Genomic DNA, 16,124 nt, shown 5'->3' on the forward strand with positions numbered 1-16,124 from the left:
GATGAGTGCGGCGGAGGAGACGGCCGGCGGCGAGATCGAGCCGTGGGACGAGGTCACCCCTGACGCGGCGCGGCGACTGCTGGTCGCCGCCGTGGAGGCCTTCGCCGAGCGCGGCTACCACGCGACGACGACCCGGGACATCGCGGGCCGTGCGGGCATGAGCCCGGCCGCCCTCTACATCCACTACAAGACCAAGGAAGAGCTGCTGCACCGCATCAGCCGGATCGGCCACGACCGCGCGCTGGACATCCTGCGCACGGCGGCCGCGGGCGAGGGCGACGCCACCCGGCGGCTCGCCGATGCCGTCAGCTCGTTCGTCCGCTGGCACGCCGGGCGGCGCACCACGGCCCGGGTCGTCCAGTACGAACTGGACGCGCTCGGCCCCGAGGCCCGCGCCGAGATCCTCGACCTGCGCCGGCAGGTCGACGCCGAGGTGCGCGGCATCATCGAAGAGGGTGCGGCCACGGGTGAGTTCGACGTGCCGGACGTGCACGGCACGACCCTCGCCGTGCTGTCCCTCTGCATCGACGTGGCCCGCTGGTTCAACGTCGACGGCCCCCGCACGCCCGAGGAGGTCGGCGCGCTGTACGCCGACCTCGTGCTGCGGATGGTGGGCGCGGCGAAGTAGCCGCGCCGCCGCGGCGGCCGCCGCCCGGGCTCAGAGGTAGTACCGGGAGACCGACTCCGCCACGCACACCGGCTTGTCCCCGCCCTCGCGCTCCACCGTGAAGGCGACGGCGACCTGGACGCCGCCGGTCACGTCCTCGACGCCGGTGATCGTCGCTGTCGCGCGCAGCCGCGAGCCGACCGGGACGGGCGCCGGGAAACGTACCTTGTTCGTCCCGTAGTTGACGCCCATCTTCACGTTCTCGACCGTGATCAGCTGCGGGCCGAAGAGAGGCAGCAGGGAGAGAGTGAGATAGCCGTGCGCGATGGTCGTGCCGAAGGGGCCGGCGGCGGCCTTCTCCGGGTCGACATGGATCCACTGGTGGTCGCCGGTGGCCTCCGCGAAGAGGTCGATCCGCTTCTGGTCGACCTGGACCCAGTCGGTGTACCCCAGTTGCTCGCCCACCGCCGCCTTCAGGTCGTCGGCGGACGTGAAGATCCTCGGCTCTGCCATGTCTGCGGCCCTCTCGCGTCACCGGCTGCCCATGTCACCGCGCCATGGGTCTAAGCGACTGCTTAGCATGGTATGTCGCCGGGTCGATGTCAACGGACCCGGCGGCGAGCGGGGTGGGTAGGGTTCCGGGGGTGCCGCAGATTCCCGGGAAGATCCACGAGCTCACGGTCGGTCAGCTTGCCGCGCGCAGCGGCGCCGCCGTCTCCGCCTTGCACTTCTACGAGTCCAAGGGCCTGATCAGCAGCCGGCGCACGGCCGGCAACCAACGCCGCTACGACCGCGACGCGCTGCGCCGTGTCGCCTTCGTCCGCGCGGCGCAACGGGTCGGCATTCCCCTGGCCACGATCCGCGACGCCCTGGCCGAGCTCCCCGAGGAGCGGACCCCCACCCGGGAGGACTGGGCCCGCCTCTCCCGGGCGTGGCGCGCGGAACTGGACGAGCGGATCCGGCAGCTCAACCGCCTGAGGGACCACCTCACCGACTGCATCGGCTGCGGCTGCCTGTCCCTGGCGACCTGTGTCCTGTCCAACCCCGACGACGTGCTCGGCCGACAGGCCTCCGGCTCACGGCTGCTGGTGGAGCGGAAGGAGTCCGGCGACGGCGTGTGCGAGGGCGGCGCGTGCGGGGGGCGCTGAGCCGTCCCGTTCCTGCCCGGCGCCGCCCTCGCGCGTCGGCTGCGCCGCCCCGCCGGCCGCCCTGCCCCAGGGCGCGGGGTTCCGGCGGTCGACGGCCGGTCGGATCGCCACGCCCTCGCGCGGGCGCGGCCCGCGTCCCGACACCGTCGCGCGTCCGGTCGCGGTCTCCAGGATCCGCAGGATCCGCTCGCTGCCGTGAGCCCCCCGAACGGGCTGGGGACCAGCGGTAGTCCGCGTCCCGGCAGATGGGTGGAGACCGGTCGGCGGACCGTGCTCCAGGTCGTCGGCGGACGTGCAGATCCTCGGTTCCGCCCCATGACGTCGAGGCGCGCGCAGACGCCGGCACCCGCGTGCCCGGGGGTCCGCGCCGTCCGCCCGCGCGGTGGGCCAGGTGCCGTGGGCCTGGTCCGGCACGCGGGGGTACATCCGCCGTCGACGACGGGCCGGGGAGGACCGTCGCCGGCACCCGGGGCGACCGGCGGAACAGGGGATGCGGCATCCCCGGCGCACCCCGCCGCCGCCCGGTGGCCCCGCCGCGCTCTCAGGCCGACATCAGCAGTCGTCCACGCCTGGCGTAGGCCAGGGCCTCGGGGGTGAGGACCGGGCGCGGCACGAGGATCCCGCAGTCCGCGCAGACCGGGCCCGACGAGGGTTCGTGGTCCAGTTCGTACTTCCAGGGCAGCCGGTCGCCGCCGCACACCGGGCACTCGGCGCCCGGTTCACGCTCCAGCGCGGCGATCAGCCTGCGCAGCACCTCGGCCAGCGGCTCCCGAGGGTGGACCCGCGGGTCGTCGCACCAGGCGACGCCGAAACCGCCCCAGGTCAGCCGGTGCCAGTCGTCCACGGCGCCGGGCCTGCGCAGTCCGAGGTGCTTCTCCTTCCTGCGGCGCTCGGCGAACTCGACCTCGTAGGCCAGCCATACGGCCCGTGCCTCCTCCAGTTCGTCCAACGCGGCCACGAGCCGCGCCGGATCGGGGGAGCGGTCCTCCGGACCGAACCCGGCCCGCGAGCACAGGTGGTCCCACGTCGCTCTGTGTCCGTAGGGGGCGAACCGCTCAAGGCACTTGCGCAGGGAGTACCGCCTCAGCGCCAGATCGCAGCGCGAGTCTCGCACCTGTCTCGCCAGACTCCGGAAACCGGCCATCGCCTTGCACCTCCGTCACATCTGTACCTGCACTTCGGTCACTTCGGCGTCGTCGTACGGACGTCGTCGAATAGACGTATCGACATCCGATTCGGCTCCATCCGATCTCCGACGGCCCCCACCAGCCGAAAACTTGACGCTTGTTCATCTTCAAATTCTGGTGCTACCGGCGGTAACCTTCCGGCCACCCCCATCGCTAGGAGCAGCCGATGCCTCGGCGAACCCCACGCAATACTCTCGACAGACTGAGAACTCCCGGCAGATTCCCCGGGTTCCTGAAGACAGCCTCCGTATGCGCACTGATCGCCGGTCTTCTGTCGCCGATCACGCAAGTCGCGGCAGCTGCCGAGGCCACGGCCTCGAACGACTACTGCGGCGGCCAGTGTTCCGACATCCTGCCGCCGGGCGAGAACGGCAACGCCACGCTCGCCCAGGTCCTGCTCAACCAGGCATTCGGGGTCCAGCCCGACCATGCCGAGGACCAGTTGGGCCCCTATGCCAACCTCGCCAAGGGCTACCCCACGCTCACCAACGCGACGATCAACACCTTCTTCAACGACGCGTCCTTCGGCGTTCCCTCCGATCAAGTCGCCTCCACCCTGGCCCCGGCGGGCCGCGACGACGTGACGATCGTCCGCGACAAGAAGACGGGCGTCCCGCACATCACCGGCACCACCCGGTACGGCACCGAGTTCGGCGCCGGATACGCCGCCGCCCAGGACCGGCTCTGGCTCATGGACGTGTTCCGCCATGTCGGCCGCGGCCAGCTCACCGCCTTCGCGGGCGGCGCCCCCTCCAACCAGGGCCTGGAACAGCAGTTCTGGCGCAGTGCTCCGTACACCGAGGCAGACCTCCAGGCCCAGATCGACAACGCCGTCGCGACCAACGGCGCCCGCGGTCAGCAGGCCCTCGCCGACGCGGGCGCCTACCTGGCCGGCATCAACGCGTACATCGACGCATCCGACAGCGGCCGCTACTTCCCCGGTGAATACGTCCTGACCGGCCACAAGGACTCAATCACCAACGCCGGCACCATCGACCACTTCAAGATCACCGACCTGGTGGCGCTGGCCTCGGTCATCGGCACGCTCTTCGGCTCCGGCGGCGGCGGCGAGGTCGACAACGCCGTGTCGCTGCTCGCCGCGCAGGAGAAGTACGGCGTGGAACAGGGCACCCAGGTCTGGGAGGCCTTCCGCGAGCGCAACGACCCCGAGGCCGTCCTGACCGTCCACGACGGCGAGAGCTTCCCGTACGCCGCCAAGCCGGCGAGCCCGCAGGGCGCGGCGCTGCCCGACGACGGATCGGTGACCACGCAGCCGCTGGTCTACGATGCCACCGGCACCGGCGGCACCCAGAGCGCCTCCGCCACCGCCGCCGCGGCCACCGCGTCCGCCCTCGGCTCGGCCCGGCGCGGCATGTCCAACGCCCTCGTGGTGAGCGGCCGGTCGACGGCCAGCGGCCACCCGATCGCCGTCTTCGGCCCGCAGACCGGCTACTTCGCCCCCCAGCTGCTCATGCTCCAGGAGATCCAGGGCCCGGGCATCAGCGCCCGCGGCGCCTCCTTCGCGGGCCTGAGCATGTACGTCGAGCTCGGCCGCGGCCAGGACTACGCGTGGAGCGCCACGACGTCCGGCCAGGACATCATCGACTCCTACGCGGTCGAACTGTGCCAGGACGACTACCACTACCTGTACCACGGCGTCTGCACGGCCATGGACGTCGTCGAGCAGAAGAACGCCTGGAAGCCGACGACCGCCGACGCGACGGCCGCCGGCTCGTACACCATGCGCGTCTACCGCACCAAGTACGGCCCCGTGCAGTACCGGGCGACCGTCGGCGGCAAGAAGGTCGCCTACACCACCCTGCGCTCGTCCTTCATGCACGAGGCCGACTCGATCATCGGCTTCCAGATGCTGAACGACCCGGACTACGTCAAGAGCCCGCAGACCTTCCAGAACGCGGTGCAGCACATCAACTACACCTTCAACTGGTTCTACGCCGACTCCTCCCACACCGCCTACTACAACAGCGGTGACAACCCGGTGCGCGCGAGCGGCGTAGACGCCGAGTTCCCGGTGTGGGCGCAGGCGCAGTACGAGTGGAAGAACTGGGTCCCGGCCACCAACACGGCCGCGTACACGCCTCCTTCGGCGCACCCCAACTCCATCGACCAGGACTACTACATCTCCTGGAACAACAAGCAGGCCAAGGACTACGCGACGGCCTCGTGGGGCGACGGGTCCGTGCACCGCGGCAACCTGCTGGAGGACCGGGTGAAGAAGCTGGTCGCGGCCGGCGGCGTCACGCGCGCGTCCCTCACGAAGGCGATGGCCGACGCGGCCCTCGTCGACCTGCGGGCCGAGGACGTCCTGCCCGACCTGCTGAAGGTGGTCAACAGCTCCCCGGTCACCGACTCCACGGCCGCTGCCGCGGTGACCAAGCTCCAGACCTGGCTCACGGCGGGCGGCAGGCGCACGGAGACGAAGGCCGGCTCCAAGACCTACGCCGACGCCGACGCGATCCGCATCCTGGACGCCTGGTGGCCGCTGCTGGTGAAGGCCGAGTTCGAACCCGGTCTCGGCGCCGACCTGTACAGCGCGTTCACCGTCAACCTGCCCGTGGACGAGGCGCCGTCGGCCGCCCACGGACCGACCGGGGCGCACGCCGGCAGCTCCTTCCAGTACGGCTGGTGGAGCTATGTCGACAAGGACGTCCGAGCGGTGCTCGGCGAGCCGGTGCAGGGCGGACTGACGCAGAAGTACTGCGGCGGCGGCACCCTCGGCGGCTGCCGTGACGTTCTGATCAGCACCCTGAAGACGGCGGCCGGCAAGACCGCGGCCCAGGTCTACCCCGGCGACGCCCTGTGCGCGGCGGGCAACCAGTGGTGCGCCGACTCGATCGTCCAGCGCACGCTGGGCGGCATCAAGCACGGCAACATCAGCTGGCAGAACCGCCCCACCTTCCAGCAGGTGGTGGAGTTCACCTCGCACCGGTAGTACCCGCGACGGCGGGCCGTGTCCTGATGGACGCGGCCCGCCGTCGGCATCCGCCGCGCCGGTTCGGAGTGCACGACGTCGCCGTCGCCCCGGGCGCGGAGTCCCGCCCCGGCCGAAGCGCCGCCCCCTGCCGGAGTCCCGCCCCGCCGGAGCCGTCGCCGCGTCGACGGTCACGTCCCGGCGAGTGCACACGCGCGTGTGCCCGGCACGGTCCGCACCCGGGCCTGCCCCTGGCGACCGCCCGACGCCGGCAACCGCACCCTGGGCGCCCCCGGGCATCCGCCCGCGTTCGCGCCCGCGCGCGGGCTGCGGCCTGCGACCATGGGGCCTCGGCGTACGTCACGACTCGCACGGACGAGAAGGGGTCCTGGTGTCCCGTCGGGGCCGCCGGGCCCGGCGGCGATCCCCGGCAACCCTTCCGTCGCAACATACCGACTGGTTAGTCTGGCGCGCAGAGCCGATTCGTGCCGCAGCCGCGTCTAAGGAGACCGATGGTGGAAGCCGTGCAGGATGCCGCAGTGGTCGTGACCGGAGCCGGAGGCGGCATCGGGGCCGCGCTGGCCCGCCGCTTCGCCGCCGAGGGCGCCCGGGTCGTCGTCAACGACCTGGACGCCGGGCGGGCCGAGGCGGTGGCCGCCGAGATCGGCGGCGTCGCGGTGCCCGGCGACGCCTCCACGATCGTCGAGCGCGCCCGCGAGGCGCTCGGCGGCGCCGTCGACGTGTACTGCGCCAACGCCGGGGTCGCCTCGGGCGGCTCCGAGGCGGCCGACGCGGCCGTCTGGGCCGAGGCCTGGGACGTCAACGTCATGGCCCACGTCCGCGCGGCCCACGCACTGCTCCCGCACTGGCTGGAGCGCGGCCGCGGCCGGTTCGTGTCGACCGTCTCCGCAGCCGGTCTGCTCACCATGATCGGAGCCGCCCCCTACAGCGTCACCAAGCACGGCGCGTACGCCTTCGCCGAATGGCTGTCGCTCACCTACCGCCATCGGGGGATCCAGGTCCACGCGATCTGCCCCCAGGGCGTGCGCACCGACATGCTGGACGCCACCGGCAGCGCGGGCGACCTGGTTCTCAAGCCGACCGCGATCGACCCGCAGGACGTGGCGGACGCCCTGTTCGAGGGCATCGCCGAGGACCGCTTCCTGATCCTGCCGCACCCCGAGGTCGCCGGGTACTACCAGGCGCGCGCCGCCGACCCCGACCGCTGGCTGACCAACATGAACCACCTGCAGCAGAAGTGGGAGACCGCCGAATGACCCCGTCCGCCTCCCGGTACGCGACCAAGCCCTGGCTCGCCCTCCTCGACGACGCCCAGCGCGCCCCGATCCAGCCCGCCGACACCCTCGTGCACGCCTTCCGCCGGTCCGCGGCCGAGGCCCCCGACCGCGTCTGCCTCGCCTACTTCGACGGCCGGCTCGGCTACCGCGAGGTCGACGAGCTCAGCGACTCCGTCGCCGGGCACCTCGCCGCCCGCGGCCTGGCGCGGGGCGACCGGGTCGCCGTCGTGCTGCAGAACTCCCCGCTCTTCGTCATCGCCCTGCTCGGCGCGTGGAAGGCCGGCGCGACCGTCGTGCCGGTGAACCCGATGCACAAGTCCGCGGAGGTCGCCCATGTCCTGCGGGACGGCGAGGTCACGGCACTGATCTGCTCCGACCGCGCGTGGGAGACGTATCTGCGCGACACGGCCGCCGACTCGCCCGTGCGGATCGTGCTCACCGGCTGCGAGCTGGACTTCCAGACACGCGGCGACACACGCGTGCTCGCCTTCGAGCGCCTCCCGCAGGCCCCAGACGCCGACGACCTCACCGCCGTCGCCCGCGCCGGACACCAGGCGCCCGAGGGCCGCGCCGCCGGCCCCGCCGACATCGCCCTGATCAGCTACACCTCGGGCACCAGCGGAGCCCCCAAGGGCGCCACCAACACGCACGGCAACATCATGCACAACGCCGAGCGCCAGCGCACCGGGCTGCGCCTGCCCGATGCTCCCGTGTACTACGCGCTCGCGCCCCTGTTCCACATCACCGGCATGGTCTGCCAGCTCGCCGCCTGTCTGAACAGCGCGGGCACGCTCGTCCTGACGTACCGCTTCGACGCGGGCGTCGTGCTGGAGGCGTTCGCCGAGCACCGGCCGCACTACACGGTCGGCCCGTCCACCGCCTTCATGGCGCTGGCCGCCCACCCGGCCTGCACGCGGGACCACTTCGCGTCCTTCGCGCACATCTCCTCCGGCGGCGCACCGCTGCCGCCGGCCCTGGTGGAGAAGTTCCGGGCCGGCTTCGGGCCCTACATCCGCAACGGCTACGGGCTCACCGAGTGCACCGCGCCGTGCGCCTCCGTCCCGGCGCAGCTGGAGGCGCCGGTCGACCCCGCCTCCGGGACCCTCGCCGTCGGCGTGCCCGGCCCCGACACGGTCGTGCGCATCGTCGACGACCAGGGCGTGGAGGCGCCCTTCGGCGAGCAGGGCGAGATCGTCGTACGAGGTCCGCAGGTCGTGCCCGGATACTGGCGGCTGCCCGAGGCCACGGCCGAGACCTTCCCCGACGGCGAGCTGCGCACCGGCGACATCGGCTTCATGGACGAACAGGGCTGGCTGTACGTCGTGGACCGCAAGAAGGACATGATCAACGCGTCCGGGTTCAAGGTGTGGCCGCGCGAGGTCGAGGACGTGCTGTACACGCATCCGGCGGTGCGCGAGGCGGCCGTCGTCGGGGTGCCGGACGGCTACCGCGGCGAGACCGTCAGGGCCTACATCAGCCTGCGTCCCGGCGCCGAGGCGGATGCCGGTACGCTCGCGGCCTACTGCAAGGACAGGCTGGCGGCGTACAAGTATCCGCGTCAGGTGGAGATCCTGCCCGATCTGCCCAAGACGGCGACTGGCAAGATCCTCCGTCGGGAACTGCGTTCCCGCGCACATGACGGCCGGTGACACATCGAGGAAGAAGGCAGGTGGCGGCAGTGCCCAGGACTACGGACGGCGACGGGACGCCGGTGCCGCAGCGGCTGCTCGCCGCCGCCACCCGGCTCTTCGCCGAGCAGGGCTACGACCGCACGTCGGTGCAGGAGATCGTCGAGGCCGCGGGCGTCACCAAGGGCGCGCTGTACCACTACTTCGGGTCCAAGGACGACCTGCTGCACGAGGTCTACGCGCGCGTGCTGCGCGTCCAGCAGGAGCGGCTCGACGCGTTCGCGGGCGCCGACGAGCCGATCGAGAAGCGGCTGCGGGGCGCGGCGGCGGACGTCGTCGTCACGACGATCGAGAACCTCGACGACGCGATGATCTTCTTCCGTTCGATGCACCATCTGAGCCCCGAGAAGAACAAGCAGGTGCGCGCGGAGCGGCGGCGCTACCACGAACGCTTCCGCGCACTGGTCGAGGAGGGCCAGCGGGCCGGCGTCTTCTCCACGGCGACCCCGGCCGACCTGGTCGTGGACTACCACTTCGGGTCCGTGCACCACCTGTCGACCTGGTACCGCCCGGACGGCCCGATGGGCGCGCAGGAGGTCGCCGACCACCTCGCCGACCTGCTGCTGCGCGCGCTGCGGCCGTAGGCCCGGCGGACAGGAAAGCCGGACCGCGAGGACCACGACGGGGGCGGTCGTCCAGGACGACCGCCCCCACCGGCTCCCCGCGCCTACTTACAGGTACTTCTTCAGCTCCCGGCGGGCCAGCGACCGCTGGTGGACCTCGTCCGGCCCGTCCGCGATCATCAGCGTGCGCGCACTGGCGTACAGCTCGGCCAGCGGGAAGTCCTGGCTCACGCCGCCCGCGCCGTGCAGCTGGATCGCCCGGTCGATGATGTCGACGACCGCGCGGGGCGTCGCGATCTTGATGGCCTGGATCTCCGTGTGGGCGCCCCGGTTGCCGACGGTGTCCATCATCCAGGCGGTCTTCAGCACCAGCAGCCGCAGCTGCTCGACCGTCACACGGGCGTCCGCGATCCAGTTGTGGACCACGCCCTGCCGGGCCAGCGCCTTGCCGAAGGCGTCGCGGGAGACGGCCCGGCGGCACATCAGCTCGATCGCCCGCTCGGCCATGCCGATCAGCCGCATGCAGTGGTGGATGCGGCCGGGGCCGAGCCGGGCCTGGGCGATGGCGAAGCCGCCGCCCTCCTCGCCGATCAGGTTCGCCGCCGGCACCCGCGCGTGGTCGAAGACCACCTCGGCGTGGCCGCCGTGGGAGTGGTCCTCGTAGCCGAAGACCTTCATGGCCCGCTCGACGGTGACGCCCGGGGTGTCGCGCGGCACGAGCACCATGGACTGCTGGCGGCGGACGTCGGAGGCGTCCGGGTCCGTCTTGCCCATCACGATGAAGATCCGGCAGTCCGGGTTCATCGCCCCGGAGATGTACCACTTGCGGCCCGTGACGACGTACTCCCCCCCGCTCTCGGCTCCGCTCGAACGGGAGGCGCCCCCCTCGTCGCGCTCGATGAGCGTGGTGATGTTGGTGGCGTCGGAGGAGGCCACCTCCGGCTCGGTCATCGCGAACGCCGAGCGGATCTCCCCGGCGAGCAGCGGCTCCAGCCACTGCTTCTTCTGCCGCTCGTCCCCGAACTGCGCGAGCACCTCCATGTTCCCGGTGTCGGGCGCGGCGCAGTTCAGGGCCGTCGGCGCCAGATGCGGGGAACGGCCGGTGATCTCCGCCAGGGGCGCGTACTGCAGGTTCGTCAGACCCGCGCCGTGCTCGGCGTCGGGCAGGAAGAGGTTCCACAGCCCCTGCCTGCGCGCCTCCGCCTTGAGGTCCTCGACCACGGCGGGTGTGTCCCACGGCGAGGCCAGCAGCGCGCGCTGCTCCTCCGCCACGGACTCGGCCGGGTAGACGTACTCGTCCATGAAGGCGAGCAGCCGGGCGCGGAGTTCCTCGGTACGGGCGTCGAACGTGAAGTCCATGCCGGTCAGCCTTCCTGGAGAGTGGTCAGTCCGTGTTCGATGAAGACGGGGACGAGCTCGCCGATGCGGTCGAAGCCGCGCCCCACCGTCTGGCCCAGCGTGTACCGGTAGTGGATCCCCTCCAGGATCACCGCGAGCTTGAACCAGGCGAACGCCGTGTACCAGGAGACCGCCGACACGTCCCGCCCGGAGCGGGCCGCGTACCGCTCGATCAGCTCGGCCGGCGACGGATGCCCGGGGGCGGCGGCCGTCGTGGAGATCGGGGAGTCCGGCAGCCGCAGCGGCACGCTGTACATCACCAGCAGGCCCAGGTCCGTCAACGGGTCGCCGAGCGTCGACATCTCCCAGTCGAGGACGGCCCGGATGCTGTCGTCCGGGCCGATCAGCACGTTGTCGAGCCGGTAGTCACCGTGCACGACGGCGGGCGCGGGGGACTGCGGCAGCTCGCGGCCCAGGGCCGCGTGGAGTTCGTCGACCCCGGCCAGGTCGCGGCTGCGGGAGGCGTCCAGCTGCTTGCCCCAGCGGCGCAGCTGCCGGTCCAGGAAGCCCTCGGGGCGGCCGAAGTCGGCCAGGCCCACCCCGGCGGGGTCCACCGCGTGCAGTTCCACCAGCGTGTCGACCAGTGACAGGATCGCGTCCCGGGTGCGCCGCTCGCCGAGCGGGACGAGTTCGTCGGCCGTCCGGTACGGAGTGCCCTCGACGAACTCCATCACGTAGAAGGGCGCCCCGAGCACCTGCTCGTCCTCGCACAGCAGCACCGGCCGTGGCACCGGCACGCTCGTCGGATGGAGCGCGCTGATCACCCGGTGCTCGCGCCTCATGTCGTGCGCGGTGGCCAGGACGTGCCCGAGCGGAGGCCGCCGGACGACCCACCTGCTCGTGCCGTCGGAGACCGCGTAGGTGAGGTTCGACCGCCCGCCCTCGATCAGCCGGCCGGTCAGGGGCCCGTGGACCAGGCCGGGACGCTCGCGCTCCAACAGGGCGCGCAGCCGGTCGAGGTCGAGTCCGGGCGGATGGTCGGGGCTCATGCGTCGCTCCTGTGGGCGGGACGGGTGAACAGGACCCGCCCCATGATGCCGACCGGTCGGTATGCCGTCCAGTGGTCCCGCCCGACGTGATCGGGGCCACGATAGGCGACGGCCCCCCGGGCGGTGCCCGGGGGAGCCGTGGACGGGCGGTTCCCGGCCGCGCGCCCGCCCTCCTGCGGACGCGCCCCGCGACGTCAGTGGTCGTCCCAGTGGCCTTCGTGCTCGGCGTGCCGGTGGCCGTCGTGCAGGTAGTCCACATGGTCGCCGTGCCGCACGCGCGCGTGCCCGCAGCCCTCGCCGTGCCGGTGCTCGTGCCCGCCGTGGGTCACGTGGCCCGCGGGCTCGCACTCGTCCCAGTGACCGCCGTGCTCCCGGTGCAGATGCCCGTCGTGGACGCAGTCGACGTGGTCGCCGTGGTCGATGCGGTCGTGCCCGCAGTCCGGGCCGTGCGCGTGCGCGTGGGCGGGGTGTTCGGCGTGGGCGGTGGTCATGGGGTGCTCCCCTTCGGCGCTGCGGGCGATGACGTCGCACAGGCTGCCACGCGAACCGCCCGTATCGGGTGATTCCGCTTGCGTGGCGTGCGGGGACACCGGAGGGTCGGACGCATGAAGGCCATCAGCTACTCCCGCTACGGCGGCCCCGGGACGCTCGAGTACGGGGACGTCCGCGAGCCCAAGATCGGTCCCGACTCGGTGCTGGTGAAGGTCCGGGCGGCGGCGGTGAACCCCGTCGACTGGAAGGCGCGCGAGGGCTACCTGGACCCGATGCTCGACGCCGTCTTCCCGGTGATCCCCGGCTGGGACGTCTCGGGGGTCGTCGTCCGGCTCGGGGTGTCCGTCGTGGAGTTCGCCGTCGGCGACGAGGTCATCGGCTACGTCCGGGAGGACTTCCTCTCGCGCGGCACCTTCGCCGAGTACGTGGCCGCGCCGGTGCGCACCCTCGCCCGCAAGCCGCGCAATCTCACCTGGGAGGAGGCCGCGGGCCTGCCGCTGGCCGGCCTCACCGCCTACCAGGTGCTGACCGGGGCCCTCCAGGTGAAGCGGGGCGAGACCGTCCTCGTCCACGCGGCCGCGGGCGGGGTCGGCTCCATCGCCGTGCAGCTCGCCCGCCACCTGGGCGCACGGGTGATCGGCACGGCGAGCGAGGCCAACCACGACTTCGTGCGCTCGCTGGGCGGCGAGCCGGTCGCCTACGGCGGGGGACTGGCCGAGCGGGTGCGCGGGCTGGCACCCGAGGGCGTGGACGCCGTCTTCGACACGGTCGGCGGGGACACCCTGAGGGTCTCCGCCGACCTGCTGGCACCGGAAGGGCGCCTGGTGTCGATCGCCGACGGCGACGTCGTCGGCTACGGCGGCCGCTACTACTGGGTCCGGCCCGACGCCGAGGACCTCACCCGGTTGTCCGAACTGGCCGAACAGGGCGTGGTGTCCGTGCACGTCTCCGAGACGTTCCCGCTGGAACGCGCGGCGGACGCGCACCGCCTGAACGAGGAGGGCCGCACCCGCGGCAAGATCGTCGTCACGGTCGCCCAGGACGAGGCCGACGGCGCGGACGGCACGGGCAGGGCGGACGCCGCGAGCGCGGACCCGAGCAAGAGCACGGGGTGACGGCCGGGGCCCGCGCCGGGACGCTCCGGGCCGGGAATCCGTGCGGACTCCGTGTCGGGGATTCGGGCGGAGTCCGGGGCGGGAAAGCGGGTCGACGGCGTCCGGGCCGGGGCCCAGACCTGGCCTAGACCACCAGTGCCAGGGCGCACACCGCCGTCGCGATGGCGCACAGGACCACCGACGTGGCGTGCCGCGGAGCGAGGGGTGCCGGACTCGCCGTGGCGGCGAGGGCCCGGATCCGGTGGTGGGCGAGCGCCAGGAAGGCCAGCCACAGGCCGCTGCACAGCGCGCAGGCGACGATCCCGAAGGAAGAGGGGCCGCCGTGCAGCGCCGTCTTCCCGGCCAGCACGGCGGTGACGGTGCTCGCCAGCGTCGTACGCCGCCAGGCCAGCCGGGTCCGCTCCGGCTGGAGCCCGGGGTCGCGCGCGGACAGCGCCTCCCCGCTCACCCCTCCCACCCCACCAGCACCACCACGACCATCGCCACGGCCACCACCGCCACCACCACGCCCAGCAGCGCCGGGAAGCGGGACGCCGGCAGGTCCTCGCCCCGGCGCATCGCCCGCTCGCAGAGCATCCAGTGGTTCACGGCGCGCAACGAGCACAGCACGCCCGCCGCCAGCAGGGCCAGCGCCAGCCCGACCCGCCAGCCCCAGCGCAGGTCCGGCAGGAACTGGTCCACCGCGAAACCCCCGCCGATCAGCGCCAGCGCGGTACGCATCCACGCCAGGAACGTGCGCTCGTTGGCCAGCGAGAACCGGTAGTCGGGCGTGTCGCCCTCCTCCCGCACCTGCTCGGGCGCGAACCACAGCCTGACGTTCTGCACGAACTCGATCACCCGACGGACCCTACCCGCCGTCCGACGCCCGTCCCGAGCCGTCCGGCGGACCCCGCTCAGCCCGTCGGACGGAACTCCTTCAGACGCCGGTACGCGGCCAGTCCGTCCGGCACCCACTCCCAGACGGACAGACGACGCTCGACCTCCTCCTCGGACAGGAACGCATGCCAGGCCACCTCTTCCGCCTGGGGGCGCACCGGAAGCTCGCAGCGGACCTCGTAGACGGCCGACCACCAGCTTCCCGCGGGCCCGCCGTCGTAGAGGAACTTGAAGAGGAACTCCGGCCGGGGCAGACCGCTCACGCCCAGCTCCTCCTCGGCCTCGCGCAGGGCGGCGTCGTCGTAGGCCTCGCCCGCGCCGACCACCCCGCCCACGAACATGTCGTACAGCGAGGGGAAGACCAGCTTGGTCGCGGTCCTGCGGTGCACGAAGAGCCGGCCCTCGGTGTCCCGGGCCCGGATGAAGACGCAGCGGTGCCGCAGCCCCTCGGCGTACACCCGCCCCCGTGGAGACCGCCCCACGACCCGGTCGTTCTCGTCGACGACGTCGAGGATCTCGTCAGCAGCGCTCATGCCCCCATCCAAGCAGGCCGCCGTCGCCGGAGGGCGGGCTGTGCGGGCCGGGGCGTGCTGTGCGGACGGGGGGCGAGCCGGTGGTGCTCGGACAGGGCCGGCCGGTGGGGCGACGGCGGCCGGGTCACTGCGGCTGGAAGTCCGGCACGCGCTCGCTCTGCGTCGTGCCGCGCGGCATCGCCGGATGCAGCCCGAGGAGCACGATGCCCGCGACGATCGCCGCGAGCCCCGCCGCCTCCCAGGCCAGCGCGCCGGTGTCGGTGTGCAGCCGGTCGCCGAGGAAGCCCACGCCGCAGAGGATCCCCGCGAGCGGCTGGGCCGCGGTCAGCGCGGGCAGCGACATCCGCAGGGGCGCCGTCTCGAAAGCGCTCTGGACGAGCACGAGCCCGGTCACACCGAGCGCGACCACCGCGTACGGCTGCCAGCCGGTGAGCAGCTCACCGAGGCCGCCCGCGCCGAAACGCTGCCCGCTGATCCGGGTCAGGGCGTCCTGGACGCCGTACAGCAGACCCGCCGCGAGGGCGAGCAGGAGCGGGCCCGAACTCAGCCGGGAACGCTTGGCGTACGCCGTCAGCAGCAGCGCCAGCCCGACCGTCACGCCGATGATCAGCCAGTGCCGCAGCGGGTTCGCGACCGCCGTGCCGCCGCGCGGCTGGCCCGCCACGATGAAGGCGGTCACCCCGCCCGCGAGCAGCAGCAGACCCGACCAGCCCTGGCGGCCGAGCGGCTGCTTCGTCTGGTGCCGGGAGAGCGCGAGAGCGAAGAGCAGGTTCGTCGCGAGCAGCGGTTCCACCAGGGAGATCTCGCCCTGGCCGAGGGCGACCGCGCCCAGCCCCATGCCGGCCACCATCAGGCCGATGCCGCCGAGCCAGCGCGGCACCTTCATCAGGTCGAGCAGCAGCCGGGGGGAGAGGAAGTCGCCGAGCGGCGCCCTCTGGGCCGCGTTCTGCTGGAGCACGAACCCGAAGCCCAGACAGCAGGCGGCGCTCACGGCGAGAACCAGAACCAGAACCGACACGCTGCGTACCTCGATCATCCGGTCGGACCACGGACGGGGTGCGTGGGGCCGACTGTAGCGTTTCAGCGCCCCCAGTGCCCTGGGAGTGCCGGGAGTCTTCGCTTCGGGCACGCCCCGGGCCGATGCTTCCGGGAGTACCCCTGACCGGGCGTTCGACTCGCCCGCGGCGCCGGGGCCGAGGGGCCGGGGCGCGACCGTACGGCCGTGGAGGCCGTATCGCCATGGTGTGGGCTGCGGCCGGGCCGCGCCATGGCGTACGCCACACCCGCGCCGGAGGGTC

General features: G+C 72.7%; 16 protein-coding genes. 7 read left to right on the plus strand and 9 right to left on the minus strand.

Going from position 1 to position 16,124, the window contains the following annotated elements:
* Window position 1 precedes the first annotated feature (1 nt).
* Window positions 2-628 (plus strand): TetR/AcrR family transcriptional regulator, encoded by a 627-nt coding sequence (locus tag IE239_RS08395; protein WP_190148645.1) that lies wholly within the window; start codon window positions 2-4, stop codon window positions 626-628.
* Window positions 629-658: 30 nt separating this feature from the next.
* On the opposite strand, the gene IE239_RS08400 is transcribed toward IE239_RS08395, so the two are convergent.
* Window positions 659-1,120 (minus strand): MaoC family dehydratase, encoded by a 462-nt coding sequence (locus IE239_RS08400; RefSeq protein ID WP_190148646.1) that lies wholly within the window; start codon window positions 1,118-1,120, stop codon window positions 659-661.
* Window positions 1,121-1,251: 131 nt separating this feature from the next.
* Between IE239_RS08400 and soxR the strand changes: the two genes are divergently transcribed.
* Window positions 1,252-1,755, plus strand: coding sequence for a redox-sensitive transcriptional activator SoxR (gene soxR, locus IE239_RS08405; protein WP_190148647.1), 504 nt, complete (start codon window positions 1,252-1,254; stop codon window positions 1,753-1,755).
* Between the two features lie 541 nt (window positions 1,756-2,296).
* On the opposite strand, the gene IE239_RS08410 is transcribed toward soxR, so the two are convergent.
* Window positions 2,297-2,899: a hypothetical protein gene (locus tag IE239_RS08410; protein ID WP_190148648.1), complete on the minus strand. Its 603-nt coding sequence runs from the start codon at window positions 2,897-2,899 to the stop codon at window positions 2,297-2,299.
* Window positions 2,900-3,108: 209 nt separating this feature from the next.
* Between IE239_RS08410 and IE239_RS08415 the strand changes: the two genes are divergently transcribed.
* From IE239_RS08415 to IE239_RS08430, 4 genes are all read left to right on the plus strand, one after another.
* Window positions 3,109-5,895: a penicillin acylase family protein gene (locus IE239_RS08415; RefSeq protein ID WP_190148649.1), complete on the plus strand. Its 2,787-nt coding sequence runs from the start codon at window positions 3,109-3,111 to the stop codon at window positions 5,893-5,895.
* Between the two features lie 491 nt (window positions 5,896-6,386).
* Entirely contained in the window at window positions 6,387-7,151 is a 765-nt protein-coding gene (locus tag IE239_RS08420) for an SDR family oxidoreductase (protein ID WP_190148650.1), read from the plus strand.
* Window positions 7,148-8,821, plus strand: coding sequence for a class I adenylate-forming enzyme family protein (locus tag IE239_RS08425; protein WP_190148651.1), 1,674 nt, complete (start codon window positions 7,148-7,150; stop codon window positions 8,819-8,821). Before IE239_RS08420 ends, IE239_RS08425 begins: the two co-directional genes overlap by 4 nt.
* Window positions 8,822-8,850: 29 nt before the next feature.
* Window positions 8,851-9,444 (plus strand): TetR/AcrR family transcriptional regulator, encoded by a 594-nt coding sequence (locus IE239_RS08430; protein WP_109001994.1) that lies wholly within the window; start codon window positions 8,851-8,853, stop codon window positions 9,442-9,444.
* 87 nt (window positions 9,445-9,531) lie between these two features.
* On the opposite strand, the gene IE239_RS08435 is transcribed toward IE239_RS08430, so the two are convergent.
* From IE239_RS08435 to IE239_RS08445, 3 genes are all read right to left on the minus strand, one after another.
* Window positions 9,532-10,782, minus strand: a complete 1,251-nt coding sequence (locus tag IE239_RS08435; RefSeq protein WP_190148652.1) for an acyl-CoA dehydrogenase family protein — start codon at window positions 10,780-10,782, stop codon at window positions 9,532-9,534.
* Window positions 10,783-10,787: 5 nt separating this feature from the next.
* Window positions 10,788-11,810: a phosphotransferase family protein gene (locus IE239_RS08440; protein ID WP_190148653.1), complete on the minus strand. Its 1,023-nt coding sequence runs from the start codon at window positions 11,808-11,810 to the stop codon at window positions 10,788-10,790.
* A gap of 194 nt (window positions 11,811-12,004) precedes the next feature.
* The gene (locus IE239_RS08445; protein ID WP_190148654.1) at window positions 12,005-12,301 is read right to left on the minus strand and encodes a hypothetical protein; all 297 of its coding nucleotides are present in this window, start codon (window positions 12,299-12,301) and stop codon (window positions 12,005-12,007) included.
* A 114-nt stretch (window positions 12,302-12,415) separates the two neighbouring features.
* Between IE239_RS08445 and IE239_RS08450 the strand changes: the two genes are divergently transcribed.
* A complete protein-coding gene (locus IE239_RS08450; protein WP_190148655.1) occupies window positions 12,416-13,417 on the plus strand; it encodes an NADP-dependent oxidoreductase in 1,002 nt (333 codons plus the stop codon).
* 124 nt (window positions 13,418-13,541) lie between these two features.
* Here IE239_RS08450 and IE239_RS08455 read toward each other — a convergent pair whose 3' ends face one another.
* The 4 genes from IE239_RS08455 to IE239_RS08470 all read right to left on the minus strand — a co-directional run bounded on the left by IE239_RS08455 (window position 13,542) and on the right by IE239_RS08470 (window position 15,844).
* Window positions 13,542-13,865 (minus strand): DUF202 domain-containing protein, encoded by a 324-nt coding sequence (locus tag IE239_RS08455; RefSeq protein WP_190148656.1) that lies wholly within the window; start codon window positions 13,863-13,865, stop codon window positions 13,542-13,544.
* Window positions 13,862-14,254 (minus strand): YidH family protein, encoded by a 393-nt coding sequence (locus tag IE239_RS08460; protein ID WP_190148657.1) that lies wholly within the window; start codon window positions 14,252-14,254, stop codon window positions 13,862-13,864. Before IE239_RS08460 ends, IE239_RS08455 begins: the two co-directional genes overlap by 4 nt.
* A gap of 56 nt (window positions 14,255-14,310) precedes the next feature.
* Window positions 14,311-14,826: an NUDIX hydrolase gene (locus tag IE239_RS08465; RefSeq protein ID WP_190148658.1), complete on the minus strand. Its 516-nt coding sequence runs from the start codon at window positions 14,824-14,826 to the stop codon at window positions 14,311-14,313.
* 124 nt (window positions 14,827-14,950) lie between these two features.
* Entirely contained in the window at window positions 14,951-15,844 is an 894-nt protein-coding gene (locus IE239_RS08470) for a DMT family transporter (protein WP_229877947.1), read from the minus strand.
* Between the last annotated feature and the right edge of the window lie 280 nt (window positions 15,845-16,124).

Source organism: Streptomyces humidus (assembly GCF_014649655.1).
In the GTDB taxonomy this organism is placed as follows: Bacteria; Actinomycetota; Actinomycetes; order Streptomycetales; family Streptomycetaceae; genus Streptomyces; species Streptomyces humidus.

What these genes read in the sequence shown, in the direction of transcription:
- IE239_RS08410 (WP_190148648.1), bottom strand. Translation starts at nt 2,899, where the DNA reads ATGGCCGGTTTCCGGAGTCTGGCGAGACAGGTGCGAGACTCGCGCTGC.
- IE239_RS08425 (WP_190148651.1), top strand. Translation starts at nt 7,148, where the DNA reads ATGACCCCGTCCGCCTCCCGGTACGCGACCAAGCCCTGGCTCGCCCTC.
- IE239_RS08420 (WP_190148650.1), top strand. Translation starts at nt 6,387, where the DNA reads ATGGTGGAAGCCGTGCAGGATGCCGCAGTGGTCGTGACCGGAGCCGGA.
- IE239_RS08395 (WP_190148645.1), top strand. Translation starts at nt 2, where the DNA reads ATGAGTGCGGCGGAGGAGACGGCCGGCGGCGAGATCGAGCCGTGGGAC.
- IE239_RS08450 (WP_190148655.1), top strand. Translation starts at nt 12,416, where the DNA reads ATGAAGGCCATCAGCTACTCCCGCTACGGCGGCCCCGGGACGCTCGAG.
- IE239_RS08445 (WP_190148654.1), bottom strand. Translation starts at nt 12,301, where the DNA reads ATGACCACCGCCCACGCCGAACACCCCGCCCACGCGCACGCGCACGGC.
- IE239_RS08440 (WP_190148653.1), bottom strand. Translation starts at nt 11,810, where the DNA reads ATGAGCCCCGACCATCCGCCCGGACTCGACCTCGACCGGCTGCGCGCC.
- IE239_RS08415 (WP_190148649.1), top strand. Translation starts at nt 3,109, where the DNA reads ATGCCTCGGCGAACCCCACGCAATACTCTCGACAGACTGAGAACTCCC.
- IE239_RS08435 (WP_190148652.1), bottom strand. Translation starts at nt 10,782, where the DNA reads ATGGACTTCACGTTCGACGCCCGTACCGAGGAACTCCGCGCCCGGCTG.
- IE239_RS08465 (WP_190148658.1), bottom strand. Translation starts at nt 14,826, where the DNA reads ATGAGCGCTGCTGACGAGATCCTCGACGTCGTCGACGAGAACGACCGG.
- IE239_RS08400 (WP_190148646.1), bottom strand. Translation starts at nt 1,120, where the DNA reads ATGGCAGAGCCGAGGATCTTCACGTCCGCCGACGACCTGAAGGCGGCG.